This is a genomic window from Roseovarius maritimus (assembly GCF_043355895.2).
GTDB classification, from domain to species: Bacteria; Pseudomonadota; Alphaproteobacteria; order Rhodobacterales; family Rhodobacteraceae; genus Roseovarius; species Roseovarius maritimus.
Genome location: NZ_JBHFPF020000004.1, coordinates 201,146 through 220,524 on the forward strand (window position 1 = coordinate 201,146; position 19,379 = coordinate 220,524).

The 19,379-nt window shown below is 64.2% G+C and carries 17 protein-coding genes and 1 tRNA gene; 5 read left to right on the plus strand and 13 right to left on the minus strand.

All coding sequences use genetic code 11. The annotated features are described in order from the left end of the window. Window positions 1-32: 32 nt before the first annotated feature. Together ACEWPM_RS10565 and ileS are read right to left on the minus strand one after the other, a co-directional pair. Window positions 33-1,196 (minus strand): trans-sulfuration enzyme family protein, encoded by a 1,164-nt coding sequence (locus ACEWPM_RS10565; RefSeq protein ID WP_393962044.1) that lies wholly within the window; start codon window positions 1,194-1,196, stop codon window positions 33-35. Between the two features lie 104 nt (window positions 1,197-1,300). After that, on the minus strand, window positions 1,301-4,300 hold the full coding sequence (gene ileS / locus ACEWPM_RS10570; protein WP_393962043.1) for an isoleucine--tRNA ligase: 3,000 nt from the start codon (window positions 4,298-4,300) through the stop codon (window positions 1,301-1,303). Window positions 4,301-4,496: 196 nt separating this feature from the next. Here ileS and ACEWPM_RS10575 point away from each other — a divergent pair, with 196 nt between their 5' ends. After that, a complete protein-coding gene (locus ACEWPM_RS10575) occupies window positions 4,497-4,901 on the plus strand; it encodes a group III truncated hemoglobin (protein ID WP_393962042.1) in 405 nt (134 codons plus the stop codon). A 112-nt stretch (window positions 4,902-5,013) separates the two neighbouring features. Here ACEWPM_RS10575 and ACEWPM_RS10580 read toward each other — a convergent pair whose 3' ends face one another. From ACEWPM_RS10580 to ACEWPM_RS10590, 3 genes are read right to left on the minus strand one after another with little or no spacing between them, the layout of a single operon-like run. Further along, a complete protein-coding gene (locus ACEWPM_RS10580) occupies window positions 5,014-6,027 on the minus strand; it encodes a YcjF family protein (protein WP_393962041.1) in 1,014 nt (337 codons plus the stop codon). Beyond that, the gene (locus ACEWPM_RS10585; RefSeq protein ID WP_393962040.1) at window positions 6,024-6,479 is read right to left on the minus strand and encodes a GNAT family N-acetyltransferase; all 456 of its coding nucleotides are present in this window, start codon (window positions 6,477-6,479) and stop codon (window positions 6,024-6,026) included. Before ACEWPM_RS10585 ends, ACEWPM_RS10580 begins: the two co-directional genes overlap by 4 nt. Then, the gene (locus ACEWPM_RS10590) at window positions 6,476-7,903 is read right to left on the minus strand and encodes a YcjX family GTP-binding protein (protein WP_393962039.1); all 1,428 of its coding nucleotides are present in this window, start codon (window positions 7,901-7,903) and stop codon (window positions 6,476-6,478) included. The genes ACEWPM_RS10585 and ACEWPM_RS10590 overlap by 4 nt, the downstream gene beginning before the upstream one ends. A 158-nt stretch (window positions 7,904-8,061) precedes the next feature. Here ACEWPM_RS10590 and truA point away from each other — a divergent pair, with 158 nt between their 5' ends. Then, complete coding sequence (truA, locus tag ACEWPM_RS10595; RefSeq protein WP_393962038.1) at window positions 8,062-8,835, plus strand: tRNA pseudouridine(38-40) synthase TruA; 774 nt, start codon at window positions 8,062-8,064, stop codon at window positions 8,833-8,835. A gap of 42 nt (window positions 8,836-8,877) precedes the next feature. Further along, window positions 8,878-8,954 (plus strand) — tRNA-Arg (locus tag ACEWPM_RS10600). 90 nt (window positions 8,955-9,044) lie between these two features. On the opposite strand, the gene ACEWPM_RS10605 is transcribed toward ACEWPM_RS10600, so the two are convergent. The 7 genes from ACEWPM_RS10605 to ACEWPM_RS10635 all read right to left on the minus strand — a co-directional run bounded on the left by ACEWPM_RS10605 (window position 9,045) and on the right by ACEWPM_RS10635 (window position 17,551). Further along, window positions 9,045-12,176, minus strand: coding sequence for an efflux RND transporter permease subunit (locus ACEWPM_RS10605; protein WP_393962037.1), 3,132 nt, complete (start codon window positions 12,174-12,176; stop codon window positions 9,045-9,047). Then, window positions 12,173-13,411 (minus strand): efflux RND transporter periplasmic adaptor subunit, encoded by a 1,239-nt coding sequence (locus ACEWPM_RS10610; RefSeq protein ID WP_393962036.1) that lies wholly within the window; start codon window positions 13,409-13,411, stop codon window positions 12,173-12,175. Before ACEWPM_RS10610 ends, ACEWPM_RS10605 begins: the two co-directional genes overlap by 4 nt. Window positions 13,412-13,517: 106 nt before the next feature. Beyond that, window positions 13,518-14,279 carry a SpoIIAA family protein gene (locus ACEWPM_RS10615; RefSeq protein ID WP_393962035.1) on the minus strand — a complete coding sequence of 254 codons (762 nt, stop codon included), beginning with the start codon at window positions 14,277-14,279 and terminating at the stop codon, window positions 13,518-13,520. Window positions 14,280-14,336: 57 nt separating this feature from the next. Further along, window positions 14,337-15,071 carry a TetR/AcrR family transcriptional regulator gene (locus ACEWPM_RS10620; RefSeq protein ID WP_393962034.1) on the minus strand — a complete coding sequence of 245 codons (735 nt, stop codon included), beginning with the start codon at window positions 15,069-15,071 and terminating at the stop codon, window positions 14,337-14,339. A gap of 540 nt (window positions 15,072-15,611) precedes the next feature. Further along, window positions 15,612-15,989, minus strand: a complete 378-nt coding sequence (locus tag ACEWPM_RS10625) for a DUF2237 family protein (RefSeq protein WP_393962033.1) — start codon at window positions 15,987-15,989, stop codon at window positions 15,612-15,614. A 27-nt stretch (window positions 15,990-16,016) separates the two neighbouring features. Further along, window positions 16,017-16,718, minus strand: a complete 702-nt coding sequence (gene pth / locus ACEWPM_RS10630; protein ID WP_393962032.1) for an aminoacyl-tRNA hydrolase — start codon at window positions 16,716-16,718, stop codon at window positions 16,017-16,019. Window positions 16,719-16,882: 164 nt separating this feature from the next. Then, window positions 16,883-17,551, minus strand: coding sequence for a 50S ribosomal protein L25/general stress protein Ctc (locus ACEWPM_RS10635; RefSeq protein WP_393962031.1), 669 nt, complete (start codon window positions 17,549-17,551; stop codon window positions 16,883-16,885). 346 nt (window positions 17,552-17,897) lie between these two features. On the opposite strand from ACEWPM_RS10635, the gene uraH reads away from it, so the two are divergent. After that, a complete protein-coding gene (gene uraH / locus ACEWPM_RS10640; protein WP_393962030.1) occupies window positions 17,898-18,290 on the plus strand; it encodes a hydroxyisourate hydrolase in 393 nt (130 codons plus the stop codon). A 70-nt stretch (window positions 18,291-18,360) separates the two neighbouring features. After that, window positions 18,361-18,855 (plus strand): GlcG/HbpS family heme-binding protein, encoded by a 495-nt coding sequence (locus tag ACEWPM_RS10645; protein WP_393962029.1) that lies wholly within the window; start codon window positions 18,361-18,363, stop codon window positions 18,853-18,855. Between the two features lie 13 nt (window positions 18,856-18,868). Here the strand turns inward: ACEWPM_RS10645 and ACEWPM_RS10650 are convergent, their stop codons facing one another. Continuing rightward, window positions 18,869-19,378 (minus strand): DUF421 domain-containing protein, encoded by a 510-nt coding sequence (locus tag ACEWPM_RS10650; protein ID WP_393962028.1) that lies wholly within the window; start codon window positions 19,376-19,378, stop codon window positions 18,869-18,871. Window position 19,379 lies beyond the last annotated feature (1 nt).

Below are 19,379 nucleotides of genomic sequence, written 5' to 3' on the forward strand. Positions count from 1 at the left end.
ACCGGTGCGTGCGTGCTTTGTTCCCGGCGCCGTCAGCCTTCCGCGAGGGCAAGCGCCTGTTCCAGGTCCGTGATTAAGTCAGACGGATCCTCGATGCCGATCGAAAGGCGCAGAAGATTCGGATGCACGTCAAAGCCGGGGCCCGAGACGGTCTTGCGATGTTCGATCAGGCTCTCAACACCGCCGAGGGACGTGGCGGGGTAGAAAAGGCGGCTGTGGCGGGCGGTGTCGATAGCCGTTTGCTCGCCCCCCTTGGTGATGATCGAGAGCATGCCGCCGAACATGCCGCTGGTCTGGCGGTGTGCGATGTCATGGCCCGGATGCGCGGGCAGGCCGGGATAGAGTACCGATTGCAGCAGGGGATGCCCCTCGAAGTGCTTGGCGATGGCCAGCGCGCTGGCGGTCTGCCGCTCGACGCGCAGCATGAGGGTGCGCATGCCGCGCACCAGAAGCCACGCATCGAAGCTGTGCAGGACGGTGCCGTGAAGGGTGCGGATCGACGTGATCTCGTCCCACATCTCGCCCACCTCACGTACAGCGAGCGAGCCTGCGGTGACGTCGGAATGCCCGTTCATGTATTTGGTGGCCGAGTGAAAAGATATATCGGCGCCGTGATCGAGCGCACGGCAGCCCGGCGGCGGCGTGCCGGTGCAATCGGTGATCAGTTTCGCGCCCGCGGCATGCGCGATCTGAGCGGCGGCGGCGATGTCGGTGACGGTCCAGTCGGGATTGCTGGGCGTTTCGACCCATACGAGCGCGGTCTGGCCGGGGCGCATCGCGGCGCGCATCGCGTCCAGATCGCCGGCCGGGTGGAAATCGACCTGAAGCCGCCCGCTGGCATGATGCTTGCGCAGCTGGTGCAGGACGCCGTGATACATGACGCCGGGCGCCACGACATGCGCGCCCATCGGCAACGCTTCGAGCACCGCATTGGCCGCCGACATCCCAGACGCGAAAAGGAGCGTGGAGGCCGCGCCCTCGATATCGTTGATGACGGCCTCGGCCAGCTCAGTAGTCTCATTGCCGTCGCGGCGGTAGATATAGGGCTGGCGGGCGGCGTAATCGGCGCCGCGCGCATAGGTCGAGGAAGGCTGGATCGAGGGGGTGACGGCGCCGGTGCGTTCCTCGACATGGTGGAGCGCCTGGGCGAGGCGGGTGGCCGGTGAAAGCGGCATGTTGCGGCGGTCTTGGGGCATGATCTGGCCTTTGCGGACATGGCCGGGCGAGACGCCTTCGGCGTGAGTGTTTTGCCAAGATGAAGCCGGGCGCGAAAGGGAAACTCCGCGCCCGGTATTTCGTATCAGTCCAGCGCGTCGGAGCAGCGCTGGCAAGTTCCGAGGTGCTCGTGCGTGCCGACATCCGGCAGGATCTTCCAGCAGCGCAGGCATTTCTCGCCGGGCGCCTTCCGGAAGATGACGCCGATGCCTTCGGTCTCGGGCAGGCGGAAGGCCTGCTCGGGGGCATCGCCCTCGCGGATGCCGATCGCCGAGGTGATGCAGACATCCTCGAAATGCACCGATTGAAGCGCCTCGCGCAGCCCGCTATCCGTGACATGCACCAGCGGCGCCGCCTCGAGCGAGGAGCCGATCACCTTGTTGGTGCGCTCGACCTCAAGCGCCGCCGTCACAGTGCGGCGAGCCTGACGGATACCGGCCCATTTGGCGGCGAGGTCCGGGTTCAGCCAGATTTGCGGCGTCTCGGGAATGTCGTGCAGGTGCAGGGACGAGCCCTCGCCGGGGAAACGCTCGAGCCAGACCTCCTCCATCGTGAAGACCATGATGGGGGCAAGCCATGTGGTGAGGCGATGGAACAAGAGGTCGAGCACGGTGCGCGCGGCCCGGCGCCGCGTGCTGTCGCCGTCGCAATAGAGCACATCCTTGCGCACGTCGAAATAGAAGGCCGAAAGGTCCAGCGTGCAGAAGTTGAAAAGCGCCTGCGTCACGCCCTGGAAGTCATAGGCGGCATAGCCCTCGCGCACGCGCGTATCCAGCTCGGCCAGGCGGTGAAGAACCCATTGCTCGAGCTCCGGCATCTCCGAAGGCTCGATCCGGTCGGATTCCTCGAAATGCGCGAGCGCGCCAAGAAGGTAGCGCATCGTGTTACGCATACGGCGGTAGCTGTCCGACACGCCCTTGAGGATTTCCTGTCCGATCCGCAGATCGCCAGTGTAGTCCGACTGGGCAACCCAGAGGCGCAGGATATCGGCGCCGTATTGCTTGGTCACGTCCTCGGGGGCGACCGTGTTGCCGACCGATTTGGACATCTTGTTGCCCTTCTCGTCCAGCGTGAAGCCATGGGTCAGCACGCCGCGATAGGGCGCGCGGCCGATCGTGCCGCAGGCCTGCAACATGGACGAGTGGAACCAGCCGCGATGCTGGTCGGTACCCTCCAGGTAGAGATCGGCCAGCCCGTCCTCCGAGCCGTCCTCGCGGTCGCGCAGCACGAACGCGTGGGTGGAGCCGCTATCGAACCACACGTCGAGAATGTCGTCGACCTTGTCCCAGTCTTCGGGGTCGACGATGCCGTCCAGGAACCGCTCCTTGGCGCCGTCCTTGTACCAAGCATCCGCGCCCTCGGCCTCGAAGGCCTCGAGGATGCGGGCGTTGACCTGCTCGTTTTGCAGCAGGAAGCCCTCGTCAGTGGGCTTGGCGCCTTTCCGGGTAAAGCAGGTGAGCGGCACGCCCCAGGCGCGCTGGCGCGACAGCACCCAGTCGGGGCGCGCCTCGATCATCGAATAAAGGCGGTTGCGGCCCTTTTGCGGGGTCCATGTCACCAGCTCGTCGATGGAGGTCAGCGCGCGCTCGCGGATCGTCTTGCCGTAAGTGTCCTGCCCGTCGCCCACGGGGCGGTCGATGGCGGCGAACCATTGCGGCGTGTTGCGATAGATGATCGGCGCCTTGGAGCGCCAGCTGTGGGGGTAGCTGTGCTTGATCTTGCCGCGCGCCAGAAGGCCGCCGACCTCGGTCAGCTTGTCGATGACGGCCTTGTTGGCGTTGCCCTCCTTGCCCTTGCGGTCGAGGATGAAGGTGCCGCCGAAAAAGGGCAGATCCGCGCGGAAGCTGCCATCGTCCATGACGTTATAGGTGATGACCTCCTGCAGGCGGCCGAGATCGCGGTAGAGCTCGAACTCCTCCATGCCGTGCGAGGGCGCGCAGTGGACAAAGCCCGTGCCTTCCTCGTCGGTGACGAAATCGGCTGCGCGGAAATCGCGGGGCTGGTCCCATTCGCCTTCGGAGCCGTCCGCGCCGGCGAGGGGGTGCTTGAGCGACAGATGCGAAAGTTCTTCGGACGTGACACCGCGCACGCGTTTCCACATGCCTTCGTCGAGGCGGGCCCGCTTGAACACCTCGCCCGCCAGCTTGTCGGCCAGAAGGAAGCGGTCGCCGGGGGCGGCCCAGCACTCGTCAGGCGTGTCCGTGACCTCGTAGAGGCCGTATTCGTAGTTGGCGCCGTAGACGACCGCCTTGTTCGACGGGATGGTCCAGGGGGTGGTGGTCCAGATAACGACGTTGGCGCCGATTAGGTCAGGTGAGGCTGCTTGAGGAGTGCGCTCGTATGCTCGTCCTGACGCCAATTCGCGAGGCCAAAGTTTCCCATCGCCATTGTCAACGCCCTGCAAGACCTCGAACTTCACCCAGATCGTGAAGCTTTCCTTGTCGTGATATTCCACCTCCGCCTCGGCCAGCGCGGTCTTCTCGACGGGCGACCACATCACGGGTTTGGACCCCTGATAGAGCGTGCCGGTCATCAGGAACTTCTGGAATTCCTCCGCGATGATCCGCTCGGCGCGGAAATCCATCGTGAGGTAAGGCTTTTCCCAGTTGCCGGTGACACCGAGGCGCTTGAATTCATTTCGCTGGATGTCGATCCAACCATCGGCGAACTTGCGGCATTCCTGCCGGAAATCGACGATGTTGACCTCGTCCTTGTTCAGACCCTTGGCGCGGTATTGCTCTTCGATCTTCCACTCGATGGGCAGGCCGTGGCAATCCCAGCCGGGGATGTAGCGCGCATCAAAGCCCATCATCTGCTGGCTGCGCACCACCATATCCTTGAGGATCTTGTTCAGCGCGTGGCCAATATGCAGATGCCCGTTGGCGTAGGGAGGGCCGTCATGCAGGGTGAAAGGCGTTCTGCCCTCTGCCTTCTCGCGCAGGCGGTCATAGATGCCGATCTCTTCCCAGCGGGCCAGCCATTCGGGCTCGCGCTTGGGCAGGCCGGCGCGCATCGGGAAATCGGTCTGCGGCAGGTTCAGCGTATGTTTGTATTCGGGCGTTGTATCAACGGTGTCGGCGCACATTTCGGGCGTCCTTTATCTCGGGTCTTGGGCAGGATATGAGGGGGCGGCGCGAATGGCTCGAACGCCTTCTTCCCGGCGGCTCAGGTCTCAGAGCGCCGGGCATGTAATTCGAATGATGATCGCAATGAAACGCATCATGGCGGCGTTATAGGGGCGGCGCGGCCCCGCGTCCAGAGGGCGAAAGGAGAGGCGGCATATGACGAACCCGTTGGCACAATTCGAGGTAAGCCGCGAGGACATCGCGCGCGTCGTCGCGCGGTTCTATGCGCAGGTTCGGCGCGATCCTGTGCTGGGGCCGGTTTTTGCCGCGCATGTCAGCGACTGGCCGGCGCATGAGGAGAAGATCACGCGCTTCTGGGCCAATGCCATCCTGCGCGAGCGGTCCTATGACGGCAATCCGATGATGGTGCATAAACAAGCGGGCGACGTGAGGGGTGATCATTTCGCCATTTGGCTTGACCTGTTCGACGCTGTGCTGATGCAGGAGTTGCCCGAGGAGACGGCGCGGCGCTGGTCGGCGCTGGCACACCGGATCGGGCGCGCTCTGAAAATCGGGCTGGAGATGCGCGCGCCGCAGGGCGGGGTGCCGAACCTGCGCTAAAGCGTTTCGCGGAAAACCTGAATCACTGATTTTCGCGATACCCGCGCGACGCGCATCAATGTTGCGCGCGTATCGCCTTTTATCTGATATCTCAGGTTAACGGCGAAACGCTTTAGCTGGGAAAGAGCCCGCTGAGCGCCGTGGTGATGATGCGGCGCACCTTGGGGCGCTTGCCGGTCGAGAAGGGCAGGGGGCGGCAGACCTCCATGGCGGCGACGCCGACACGCGCGGTTAGCGCCCCATTCACGACGCCCTCGCCAAAGCGGCGCGAGACCTTGCTGAGAAGGCTGCCGCCCGCGACCGAGCTGATCACGTCATCGCCCACGGCCACGGCGCCGGTGGCCACGAGATGCGTCATCACCGCACGGGTGAGGCGCAGGCTGCCGAGCGTGCCCGAGCGGCCGCCATAGATCTCGGCAATGCGGCGGATCATGCGGATATTGGCGCTGAGTGCGACGATCACATCGGCCAGCGCCAGCGGCACCAGCGCGGTGACGGCGGCGACCTGCCGCGCCGCGCCCTCGACCTGCCGCAACGCTGCGGCATCGAGCGGCGTCAGCAATTCGGCCTCGGCCAGCGCCAGAAGCGCACTCGCGTCGAACTGATCGCCCCGTTGCTCGGCCAGCCGGGTGCGACCCCAGCGGGTATCCTCACGTCCTTTGTAAAGCGCGACCAGATCATCGGTAAGCGCGCGGGCGGCGAGCAGATCCTCGGACGCGAGGGCGGCATCGGCGCGGCGGTGCAGAGTGTCGATCCGGCCAAGCCGGGCAAAGGCGGCCATTTCGCGTATCGCGATGACGATGAGCACGATCAGCAGCGCGGCGATGAGCGCGGTGACCGCATAGCCCAGCATCGGCACCCGCGCGATGAGGCCGGTGGCGAAATCCCAAGCGGCCAGCGAGATCGCCACGCCAAGAAGCGTGCCGACCAGCCCCCAGAAAAGCCGCGCCATCCGCGACGGGCGGCGCGCGGCCAGAACCGCAGCGGTCTGCATCGCGGCGCCCCGTGGGTTGCCATATGGCGACTCGGGCAGATCCGGGTCGGGCACCGGGGGCGCCTCGGACGGAGTGGCGCGGGGGGCGCTGTCATCGAGATCGAACAGAACGGGGCCTTTGGGGCGGGTCATTGAACGCGCCTTTCACTCTGCCAGAGCATCTGGATATCGGGGAGGCGCTCGTCATTGCCCGCGCCGTCGCTGCGCCGAGTCTCGGCAAAGCCCTGCGCAGTGTAGAAGGCGCGCGCGGTCTCGTTGGCCTCGGCCACCCACAGCTCCAGCTTGGGCGCCGCGCGCTTGGCATCATCCAATAGCGCCCGTCCCAGCCCGCGACCCTGTGCGCGCGGGTGCACGTAAAGCGCATGGACCTGCGTGCCATCGCGCGCGATGAAGGCGGCAGGCCCGCGCATGTCATGCAGCACGCGCACCCATCCCGCCCGTGTGATCCGCGCCATCACGCGCAGATCCGTTCGGTAGGGGCGCACACGCGGCAGCCAAGCCGTGCGGCGGCCAAACCCCCAAAGGATCGCGGCCATCTGCGGCACGTGCCACATGCGCGCGCGAAAGGGCGCCGGGGCGTTCATAGCCGGTCCCCGATCAGGAACTGTGCCGCGCGGTCAAGGCGGATATGGGGCGGGCCCATGCCCGGTTTCAGCTGCAGGCTCGCAGGCGCGAATTTCATGATCTGGTAGTCACGGTCCAGCCATGTGTCATGCCCCTGACGCGCCGAGGCGATCAGGCTGGCAGGGCTGTCGGGGAGCGCGCCGGGGTAGAAGGCCGCCTCCTTGCCGCGCGATCCGTCAGGGTTTTGCAACGTGCCGCGCACGCAATCGAGGTGCTCGCCCTCATGCTCGCGTACTTCCTCGACCGTCGCGCGCAGCGAGGCCAGCGCCAGGGACGCGGTCTGTGCGCCCTGAAAATCGGCACGCGCGCGGGCCTCGCCCGTCAGCGCCTCCATGAAGGCGGTCAGACGGGTATGCTGCGAATGGTGCAGGTGATCGGCCTTGGTCGCGGCAAAGAGGATCTTCTCGACGCGGCGACCAAAGAAGATGCGGCTGAGGAACGCGTTGCGACCGGGGCGAAAGGCGCTGAGGATATCGGCCATCGTGTCTTGTAGATCGGCCACAGCGGGCGGCCCCGCATGGATCGCCTCCAGCGCATCGATCAGCACGATCTGCCGATCGATCTTTGAGAAGTGATCGCGAAAGAATGGAGCGACGATCTGCGATTTGTAGGCGTCATAGCGCCGCTCCATCTCGCGCCAGAGGCTGCGGCGCGCGGGGCTCTCGGGCCTCCGCATTGGCGCGAAGGTCAGCGCGGGCGATCCAGCCATGTCGCCCGGCAACAGGAACCGGCCCGGCGCGATGCCGCTGAGGCCCTTTTTGCGCGCCGCGTGCAGATAGACGGTGAAACTTTCGGCCAGCGCCCTGATCTGCGGCTCTTCCCAGGTTTCCGCGCCATCGGCGACGGCCTCGTGCGCAAGGTACTCTGCGGCGATGTCGCGGCGCTGCATCGCCTCCAGCGCGGCGGCACTCCATTCGGTGTAGGATTTCTCCATCAGGGAGAGATCCAGCAGCCACTCGCCGGGATAATCCACGATATCGACATGCACCGTGCGCGGCCCGGACAGTCCCGCCAAAAGGCCGGTGGGACGCACGCGCAAGCTGAGGCGCAGCTCGGATATGGTGCGGGTGCTTTCGGGCCAATGCGGCACCGGCGCAGTCAGCGCATCGAGGTGATGCTCGAAATCGAAGCGCGGCACCGTATCGTCGGGCTGCGGCTGCAGGAAGGCGGCGCTGATGCGACCCTCGGCCGCGGCGGCAAGGCCGGGCATGCGCCCCCGCTCCAGCAGGTTGGCGACGAGGGAGGTGATGAATACCGTCTTGCCCGCGCGGGCAAGGCCGGTCACGCCGATGCGGATCACGGGCTCGAAAAACGTCTCGGAAACGGTGCCGGAGATTCGCTCGGCCCCGCGGGTAAGGCCGTCTGCCAGGTTCGATATGCCCAATGCGCGGCCCTTTCCGTAATGCCTTGCGCTCATAGATAACCGCGGGATCGGTTGGATTCCAGTGGAAGGGTCCGGATCGCCTTCGGCGAGCGTATTTATAGAACGGTGAAAGCCCCGAGCGCTTTCACAGGGCCAGCATTTGGCGTAAGTCGGGCGCCATGCCGAGATTTGCTTTGAAAGTCGAGTATCACGGGGCTCCCTTCGCGGGCTGGCAGCGCCAGCGCGACCAGCCATCCATTCAGGGCGCGATTGAGGATGCGCTGACGCGGCTGGAGGCGGGGCCGCACACCATCGCCGCCGCCGGGCGCACCGATGCGGGCGTGCATGCGCTGGGGCAGGTGGCGCACTGCGATCTGTCGAAGCCCTGGGCGCCTTTCAGACTGATGGAAGCGCTGAATTATCATCTGAAGCCTGAGCCGGTGGCCATCGTCGATTGCGCCGAGGTGGAAGCGGATTGGCACGCGCGGTTTTCTGCTGTGGAGCGGCGCTATTTCTTTCGCCTCGTGATGCGGCGCGCACCGGTGACACATGACAAGGGGCTGGTCTGGCAGGTGCCGCACGATCTGGACGAAGATGCGATGCGCGCGGGCGCCGCGCATATGATCGGCCTGCATGACTTTACCACGTTCCGGTCGGCCATGTGCCAGTCGGCCAGCCCGGTCAAGACTCTGGATGAGATCCGGATCGACCGTGTCCAAGGGCCGGGCGGCGCGGAGTTGCAGTTTCGCTTGCGCGCGCGGTCCTTCCTGCACAACCAGGTGCGCAGTATCGTCGGCACACTTGAGCGTGTGGGGCGCGGTGCGTGGACGTCGGGCGACGTGCGCGCAGCGCTCGATGCGAAGGACCGCGCGGCCTGCGGGCCAGTCTGCCCGCCCCAGGGGCTCTACCTTGCCGGTGTAGGCTATCCTGAGGAGCCTTTCGGCGCGGATTAGCCTTTGCGCTGGGCGCGCCTCGGCGCTAGAGAAGGGCCGCGCGGTCCCTTAGCTCAACTGGATAGAGCAGCTGACTTCTAATCAGCAGGTTCGGGGTTCGAGTCCTCGAGGGATCGCCAGATGCATTGACGCGTGGCAAAGCCCCGCCGCCCTGCAACCTTCCAGAGGCAGAGCGGCTGATTTTCGCGCAGGACTCGCGCAACGAGGCGTCAGGCCGGTTGTTCGGTGGCAGCCTTGCCTGCTGGCTGTGCCCGGCGCGCGATTTTCTCGCCCAGCATCAGCATGGCGGGTGTCACGATCAGGGTCAAAACGGTCGCGATCACCAGCCCGCCGGCGATGGCCGAGCTGAGCTCGGTCCACCATTGCGTGGACGGCGCGCCATAAACGATTTCGCGCGTGAAGAAGTTGAGGTTCACGCCGAGTACCATGGGCATGAGGCCCAGCGCGGTCGTGACCGAGGTCAGCACCACGGGGCGCAGACGTTGGGCGCCGGTTCTGAGGGCTGACTCGAGCGGTGAGAGGCCGGCCTTCTTCAGATCATTATAGGTGTCGATCAGCACGATATTGTTGTTCACCACGATCCCGGCCAGCGCGATCACCCCGATGCCGCCCATGACCACGCCAAACGGGCGGCCCGTGACGATGAGGCCAAAGAGGACGCCCGCGATGGAAAAGATGATTGCGCTCATGACGACGAAGGCCTGGTAGAAATTGTTGAACTGGATCACGAGGATGATGAACATCAGCATGATGGCGGTCACAAAGGCCCCGGCAAGGAAGATCATCGAGTCCGTCTGGTCCTGAGCCTCGCCCGCAAAACTGGCCTCGACACCGTCCGGCAGAGCCATATTGCCGATGGCCGATTGCAGCGCTGTGACCTGATCGTTGACCAGCACGCCGGGGGCGACATTGGCCTCGATGGTGATGACGCGGCGCTGATCGACGCGGGTGATGGTGCCACTGCGGGGGCTGGGTTCGAACGTCACGAAGTTCGAGATGGGCACAAGGCCCGTGGAGGTCGGCACGCGCAGGGATTGAAGCTCTTCCAGCGTGCGCTCATCTGCGGGGAAACGCACGTTGATATCGACCGTGCCATCGGCGCCGTCGGGGCGGTAGTCGGCCACGGTGATGCCGCGCGTCAGCAGCTGGACGGCCTGCCCAAGGGTCGACACATCGGCGCCGAAACGCGCGGCCTCGGAGCGATTGACCGAAATGCGCCACTCGACGCCCGGCAGGGGGCGGGTGTCCGTCACATCGGTAAAGCCGCCGATATCGGTCATCGCGCCGCGGATCTTCTCGACCGCGTCGGCCTGCGCCTCGGGGGCGCGCGCACGGATGCGCAGATTGATCGGCTTGCCCGCCGAGGGGCCGGAGGAGGCGGTTTGTACCTGAACGTCGATGCCCGGAATGGTCGCCATGTCGGCGCGGATTTCCTCGCCGATCACCGCAGCGGCTCGGCGCGTGTCCCATTCGGTGAACTCGATCTGGACCGTGCCGATCAGATCCGCCGCATCCTGATTCGACCCACCCGAGCGGGCATAGACCGACGCGATCTCGTCATAGTCAAAGAGCCGTTCCTCGACCCGGCGGACCAGCGTGTCCTTCTCGAAGATCGAGAAATTGTCGCGGGCGCGCACCTGCACTTGCGCAAATTCCGGCTCGATCGACGGGAAAAAGCTGATGCCGTTGCCGAACTGGCCATAGGCGCCAAAGCCTGCGAGCAGGAAGGAAATTGCCATCAGCAACGTCGCCCAGGGGCGCAGGATTGCGAATTGCAGCAGTTTGACATAGCCGCCGGTAAACCCGCCCAGATCGCGCGGATCACCCTTCTCGGCCGCGTGCAGAGTGGCCTTGTCCTTGGCGGACTGGGGCGGCTTCTTGCCGATGAGGCCGCCGGCCACGGGGATGAACATCAGCGCCATGAAAAGCGAGGCAGTCAGGGTCAGGATGACCGTGATCGGCAGGAACTTCATGAATTCGCCCACGGTCCCGGTCCAGAACAGCAGTGGAAAAAACACAGACAGCGTTGTCGCGGTGGAGGCGATGATGGGCCAAGCCATCCGCTTTGCGGCGAACGCATAGGCAGCTTTCGGCGCATCGCCCTCTTGCAGGCGACGATCTGCCAGCTCGGTCGTGACGATGGCGCCATCGACCAGCATCCCGACTACGAGGATCAGCGAAAAGAGCACGACGAGGTTCATCGTGTAGCCCATGAACCAGAGCCCCGTGACGCCCGCCAGAAAGGCGCCCGGAATGGCAAGGCCCACCAAAAGGGCCGAGCGGATGCCCAGCGCCCAGACGATGACGATCATCACGAGGATCACGGCGGCGATCACATTCGCCTCCAGATCGCTGAGCATGGTCTCGACCTGCTCGCTCTCGTCCTGCATGTAGCTGATATCGACGCTCTCGGGCCAGTCCGCTTTGGCTTCCTCGATCAGGCCTCGCACGGCGCTGACGGTCTCGATAATGTTGGCGCCGGACCGTTTCTTGATCTCGAGCGCCAGCGCCGGCTGACCGTCGATGCGGGCAAAACCGGTGGGGTCCTCGAAGGTGCGGCGGATCGTGGCCACGTCGCCGAAGGTCACGACGGTATCGCCGCGCACCTTCACGGGCAGGTTCATGACGTCCTCGGCATCCTCAATGAGGCCCGGCACCTTCAGCACGATGCGCCCCGCGCCGTTTTCGATGGCGCCCGCCGCGATCAGGCGGTTGTTGCGATTGATCTGGCTGATCAATTCTTCGAAGCTGATATTGTAGGTCTCAAAGACGGTGGGATCGATCAGAACTTCCAAGAGCTCGTCGCGCGCGCCGCCCACATCGACCTCAAGCACGCCGGTCAGGCCTTCGATCCGGTCCGACAGATCCTCGGACAGCGAATTGAGCGTGCGCTCGGGCACGGGGCCGGACAGGATGACGGTGAGGATGGGGAAAAGGGCGGTGTTGATTTCGGTCACGACCGGGTCGGTGGCATCCTCGGGCAATTCGGGCCGGGCGCGGTCAACCCCCTCGCGGACCTTGTCCAGCGCGTCGTCGGCATCGAAACCGGGGTCGAATTCAAGTTGCAGGCTCGCATAGCCTTCGCCGGCATTCGCGATCATCTGCTTGAGACCGGAAATTGCGCTCAGCTCGGTTTCCATCGGCTCGACCAACAGGCGCTCGGAATCCTCGGGCGAGATCCCGTCGAGCGTGGTCGAGATGTAAAAGATCGGGATCGGGATCTCGGGCGACGATTCCTTTGGGATCGTGACATAGGCATAGGTGCCCACGGCGAGAATCATGATCAGGGCCATGACCACCACGCGGCTGCGGCTGAAGGCCGCGTCGATGATACCGTTCATTGGGTCGTCTCCGTGCCATCAGTGCCGTTTTCGGACATGGTGATCTGGCCGCTGGCCTTTGTCTCGGACTGAACATCCGGCGCGCCGGGCACCGGCTCTTGCTGATCTGCCGCCTCAACGCCGCTCTCGGGCTGCGGATCGACCGCCTCGCCATCATTGACGAAACCCTGACCGATCGAGATGATCTGCGCCTCATCGGGCAGGCCCGACACCCAGATGCCATCGGTCTGCGCGCGCACGATGTCGATCTGGTGAAATTCCACCACGTTTCGGTCGTTCACTGTCTTGATCCCCAGCGTTCCGTCAGTGTCCAGCGACAGGATGGCGGGGGACACGAAATGTGCGGTCATTTCGCCCGTGGGGATGCGCAGTTGCGCGCTGATGCCCGCAGGGATCGCACCGCCTTCATTGGGCACCTCGACCTCGGCCAGAAAGGTGCGCGTCTCGGCATCTGCGCTGGTGCCGACGAACGTGACTTGGCCGCGGCCCGCGGCACCTGTGATAAAGGACACCTCGGCGCTCTGGCCGACCTCGATGTCGCCGCGCGCCTGCTGGGGGATCTGGATGCGGATCGTGAGTGGCGTGTTGTCCACGATCCGGCCGATTTCGGTGCCCGTCGCGACATATTCGCCCGTATCGATTTCCAGCACCTCGAGTTGTCCGGCAAACGGCGCGCGGATCTCGGTATTCTCGATCGCTTCCTCGGCTGTGGTCACGCCGGCACGGGCCGCGGCCAATGCCGCGCGCGCCTCGGTCACGCGGTCCACCGTGGCGATGCCGCGCTCTACCAGGGCGCTGGCGTTGTCGAATTCGCGCTGGGCACGGCTCATCTCTTCTTCGGCGCGGGTCAGGTCGGACAGGCGCGCGGCGGTGTCGAACCGCGCGATGACCTGTCCAGCCTCCAGCTCGGCGCCCTTGTCTACCAGAAGCTCGGCGATCAGGCCTGAGGTTTCGGCCCGGATCATGGTGTCGCGGTCTGGCAGGGCTTGGCCCTCGGCGGCAAAGACCTGCTGCACCGGCTCGGCGACCGAGCGGCGGACCGCAACGGTGACGGCCTTGCGCGTGACGGCGCCGCCCGAGGGCGCGGGCGCGCTGTCGGACGGGATGATATAACCGCTGCCCATCCATCCGATGACGGCGACGGCAAGCCCGCCGGCCACCCATCTGGAGCGGGCCGATCCTTTGTCGCTCTCGAACGAGAGGGGCCTACGCCCGTCTGTATTGGCCTCGGTCATCGTATGATCTCCTTGGGACACGTGCCCTGTGCGGGCACATGCCCGGTCCGAATTGCGGTCAGAGGGATCTGCCGCCCGGCATGGTTGAGCCGGGCGGAAAGGGTGGTCAGGCGCGGCGAACCCAGGCCCAGGCGGCATCTTCTTCGGAATGATCGAACATGCGCATCTCGAAGGGCATGATCGCCCCGACCGAGCCGACCATCGTGGCCATCCATTCGGGCGCGCCGATAATGGCATAGCGACCCACATGCGAGATTGCCCCGATCTTGGACCCCATGAAGGAGCCATCCGTCAGGATCGACGGATCAAAACCCTCGTAGCTCTTGATTCGCACGAGAAGGTCGATCTTCTTGTCGCCCTTGAGGTAGGGCTCAAGCGGCGCCATCACCTTGTCCAAGTCCTCGGCCGTGATCGGGCCGTCGATCTCGTAGGCGATCACCCCGTCCGAGCCGTCGGACAGAAGAGTCGCACCGCGGCCGGACCCGGCACCTGTCTTGGCAGGCAGGTCCGATACGAACGCCTCGGCCGCCGCCACACCGTCGCTGCCAAAGCTTTTCATCTCGATCATCGGAAGGATCGGGTCCACCCATTTCATCAGCGCCGCGAAAGCCTGAAGATCGCTGACCAGCGCCATCCGGGCGACCTTGGACCATTGGGCCAGCAGGCCGAATTCGAACTTCATGTCCTCGGCAATGGCGTCTGCGGTGATATCGCTCCACCCTTCGGCGCGCACGATCAGGCCCAGCGGGCCGTCCCCCTTGAGCGCCGGTGTCAACTCGCGCTCCATTGTCTCGATGTCGGATTTCTCCAGCACGCCTTCCAGCGTCAGCTCGTACACATTGGGCTTCAATTCCTTGACCGTGATCATGATGTATCCTTTCCGTTTTCAGTTTTGGATCGGGGCCTGCTGCGATTCCAACACGTCTCAGCCATCCACGATGGCCTGCAGCATGAGTCGGTACTCCTTCGGATTGGAGAGCGCGATACTGCCCATCGGCAGCCCCAGAAGACGGTCCATCAGCGCCCCCTCGGCAACCATCCGGTCATCGAGGATCTTCGCCCCTTCGCACAGCTTCCCGGCCTCGGCGGCGCGGATCGCTTTTTCGATCACCGGCCGGCGGCCATGCGAACAGGCCAGGATCGTCTCGGTGACAAGGTCGATATCCGGCACGTCAAAGCACCCTTCGGTCACGCCATCCGCAATCATGCTGCGCAGCACCGGCTTGGCCGCGGCGGTGGAGGCATTCGAGATGCGTTGAAACAGGATGTCGTTGCCCGGTTGCAGCATGGCATCGAGGAAGAATTTCATCTGCTGGCCACGTTCGGCCTTCCAGCGGCTCGACTCGGCCAGGAACGCGTTGAACCGCTTCAGCGCATCGCCTGTCGTCTCGGCGCGGGCGACATCTGCCGCGGCTAGGGCTTCATGGGTAAAACGCTCGACCACGCCATCGAGAAGGTCCTCCTTTGCGGTGAAGTGGTGATAGAAGCCACCCTTGGAAATTCCGGCCTCGGACAGCACATCGGCAATCGTCACATCATCCCAGCCGCGGGTAAAAAACAGCCCTTGCGCCGCATCCAGAAGCTGCGCGCGCCGCATTTCCGGCGCCATGCGCGTGCGCTTGGATGCCTGTTTGACCGGGATTTTCACGCTATCCGACATATCGCCTCCTGTTACCAACCGACGGTCGGTATGTAGGACATGAACGGTGATCTTCAAGATAAGTTCCCGGTCGCAGGCCAATACGGCGCTTTTCATGGAAATGACCCGGCGCTTGGGTGCCAGGCAAACGTTGCTGACCAACCGCCTGTATTGAAGTTTGTCACTCTGGCGAGCTCTACCCGGAGCCACGTGGGAGCGGCCTGCTCGGTGACCTCAGTGCTAGACCCAGAGCGGCTCGGCTGCTTTGCAGAAGATTACAAAACGGTGCGATGGATGCCGGTCGGCCGATACGGATGACGGCACGGTTGAGCCGTCAACTTTGGGTGCGCGAGGTTGTCATAGCCTAGACGTGCGAAAGCGCGATCGGTTCCAAGATTGGGCGATCACCTTCGTGATGATCTTCGGTTTCGCGATTGCGTGGTCTCTGACTGCGGTCAGCTCGCCCGACGTGACGGCCACGATGGCTGGGTTGTTGCTGTTCAGCCTCGCAAATGTCCAGGGCTTTGAACAAGGCTCCTTTAAGGGGGACTTGCCGGCCGATCAGCCGTCGGATGCGTGGAGGCGCAAGACAGCAAGAGGCACGATATCGAGCGCGCGCTGATGTGTGGCGGCAAGGTGGACGCGCGGCGCGCAACCCTCGTCATGGGCCTGCGCAAAGCGCGCCGCGCACAGGCACCACTGATCCCCCGGCTGCAATCCGGCAAAGCCGAATTCCGGCCTGGGCGTGCTGAGATCATTTCCGACATATTTCGAAAAAGCGAGAAATTCGGCGGTCATCTCGGCACAGACGGTGTGGCTGCCGCGATCCTCGGCACAGGTGTTGCAATGGCCATCGCGAAAGAAACCGGTGACCGGGTCGCGCGACGAGCACGGGCTGAGAGCGGTGCCCAGAACGTTCACTGAAGGTTCTTTTTCCATCGTATCGTCCCTTTCTTGGCGAGACCGTCAGCGAAACCTGTCGGCCAGTTTCTGCAAGGCGCTGCGGGTGTCCTCGGGCTGGGGTTCAGGCTCGGGCTTGGGCGCGGGGTCAGGGGCGGCCGGTTTCTGCGCCTTGCCATTCGTCCCGCCGGAAGAGCGCGGCGGCGCGGTGCGCAGGGCCACGGCATTCTGGAACTTGCCATTGTCGCCCGCCGCCAAATGCGGCGCGCCGTCGCTGCAGCCACGCAGAACGTCATCCAGCCAGTCCTGATCGGCCTTGGCGAAATCATGCAGGACGTATCCCGGCACGGCATCCTTGTGGCCCGGATGCCCGACTCCCATGCGCACACGGGTGTAATGCGGCCCGATATGCTGATGGATCGACCGCAGGCCATTATGCCCCGCGTGACCGCCACCATCCTTGACGCGCACCTTGCCGGGGGCGAGGTCGATTTCGTCGTGAAAGACGGTGATGTCCGGCGCCTCCAGCTTGAAAAAGCGCATAGCCTCGCCCACGGACTGGCCGCTGAGATTCATGAAGGTCTCGGGCTTGAGAAGCAGAACCTTATTATCGCCCAACCTGCCTTCGGCGGTCTGCCCCTGAAACCGGGCCTTCCACGGGCCAAACCCGTGATCCGACGCGATCCGGTCCAGCGCCATGAAGCCGATATTGTGCCGGTTCCCGGCGTATTTCGCGCCGGGATTGCCCAGCCCTGCAAAAATCAGCATGGGGTGCCTTTCGGATCTGTCTCGCTGGCGAACCTACGCGTTCGGGGCCGTGCGATCAATCAGATCGGAGGCCCGCCGAGGCATTCACCGGATGACAAAACGCGGCGCCGGAACCGGCGCCGCGTTGCTGCATTCTCCCACGCCCATGTCGGACGCGGCCGGAATCACTCGTCGGCCGGCGGGATGTCGTCTTCCTGCTCGATCGTCGGGACTTCGTCAGCGGCTGCCTCGTCCTCTTCCTCGGCGTCGGACTTCAGGGCCGACGGGGCCGAGACGTTGCAGATCATGAAGTCGCGATCCTTGATCACGAGCTCTGCGCCCTGGGGCAGCTCGATATCGGAAATCGTGATCGTGTCACCGATATTCTCCAGCTTGCTCAGGTCCACGGTCAGCGTCTCGGGGATGTCGCCTGCCGTCACCAGCAGCTCGACTTCGCCGCGAATCGTCGTCATGACGCCGCCCTTGGTGATCGCCGGACAATCTTCCTCGTTCTGAAAGTCGATCGGGATGAACAGGTTGATCTTGGTCGTGCGGCGCAGGCGCATCAGGTCCAGATGCGTCGGCAGGTCCTTGACCACATCGCGCTGAACGTCGCGGCAGATGACACGCACGTCTTCCTGGCCTTCGACCTTCAGGTTGAACAGGGTCGACTTGAAACGGCCCTGCTTGAGCCGCTTGAGCAGCACGTTGAAAGGGATGTTGATAGGCAGCGGATCTTTGTCACCACCAAAAACGATACCCGGAACCATGCCCTCGCGGCGTGCGGCACGAGCGGCGCCCTTGCCTGTCCCCGTGCGTTCCTGGGCGTGAAGATCAGGAATTTCTCCAGCCATGTGTAGTCTCCATAAGATAAGGGCGGGGCTCCTCCAAGGCTGTAGCCCCGCGTGAAGCCGCCCGCATAGAGGATCTGCGGGGCAATGTGAAGGGCGATTCCGTTGCTCACGCCGAGTCATATCGGCGTGATCCGGTGAAGCAAAGCGCGCAGCGCTGTTGTCGGCGCGGCGCGATCGGTTAGGTCAGCCCCTGGCCAGAGCAGGATGGCGTCCTGCGGACTTGGCCGAAAGCCTAATCATATCACCGTCTCTGAACGCCGGAGACTTGTTGCAAACGGGCCAGTCCGGCTGGTGGCGGGCTACGTGGCGTGCCCTCGTCTGGGGTGTCCGAAAGAAAGGAATTTCCATGCTTTCCAAAACACTGCTCATCGCCGGCGCAGCGATGTCGCTATCCGGTGCCGCCCTTGCTGGCGATCTGTCGACACACGTTCTGAACACGACGACCGGCACCGGCGGCGCGGGCATCCCTGTCACGCTCGAGATGCAGAAAAACGGCGAATGGACGCAGATCGGCAGCGGCGAGACCGCCGAAAACGGGCGCGTCAAAGGTTTTGGCATCGAAACCGAAGTTGCGCTGTATCGTCTGAATTTCGATGTGTCGGGCTATGAGGCGCTGGGGGATGATCCGTTCTTTCCGCAGATCAGCGTCACGTTCCATATCCAGGACGCCGAGCGCGAGCATCACCACATCCCGATCCTGATCAATCCCTTTGGTTATTCCACGTATCTGGGCAACTGAGCCGCCGCATTCAGCGCCCGGCCAGCGCCGGGCGCCACTATTCCGGAACGCGTCCTTAAAGGAGATCAAGATGAACAGTTTGTTTAAAGCAGGCGCATTTGCTGCAATCGCGGGCCTGACAGCGCCCATGGCGTTGGCGCGGGATGGCGGGGTGCTCAGCCAGAAGACCCTCTCGCTGGAACTGGCCAACCAGTTGGCCAGCGGAGCAATCGCGGCCTGCGCCGAGATTGATCAGAATGCCGTCGTTGCTGTCGTTGATCGCGGCGGCAATCTGGTGGCCTTGCAGCGCGGCGACAATGTCGGCCCGCATAATACCGTGGCTGCGCAGCGCAAGGCTTTCACGTCCCTTTCGACCAAGTCGAAAAGCGGTGCGCTGGGTCAGCGGGCGGCGGATGATCCGGCCTCCCGGAACCTCAATACGGTCTCCGAACTGCTTTTGCTGGGGGGTGGTGTGCCTGTCACGGTCGATGGCGAAACCATCGGCGCGGTCGGCGTCGCGGGTGCCGGCGGCTCGGCGAATGACGAGGCATGTGCCGTTCAGGCCATTGAGAATGTCGGCCTTTGATCGTTCCTCACCGTCATTCCAATGGGGGCGGCGTAACCCGGCCCCATGACACCCCCTTCAGCAGATCGGTGTCGAGCGTTTCGCCATGCAGGACGCTGACATCGCCCGTTGCTTCCAGAACGATCGCCCGCACGCAGCCCTCGCGTATGGCATTTGCCTCCCGCAGCTTGCTTCGCAACTCGTCCTCGGTCACGCGTGCCAGGGTGAGGTTCTCCTCAAAAAGCTCGCCTTCGTAGTATAGCATCAGCGGCGTGTTGTCCGTAAGCCATTTGACCGGCCTCCAGTGCTCGCGCAGCAGCGATATGACAAAGCGCGCCGCGAAGAGCGTTACCAGAGCCACGAGACCCGGCCAAGGCGTTTTGGCACTGGTCATCATGGTGGCCAGAACCGAGCCCGCAGCGATGGTCAGCGCGAAATCGAAGCTCGACATCTTGGAAAAAGAGCGCAGCCCATTGAACCGGGCCAGCACGATGACCGCGACCACGGCGAGAAGGGTCTGCCCGATGATGGCGACGTATTCCATG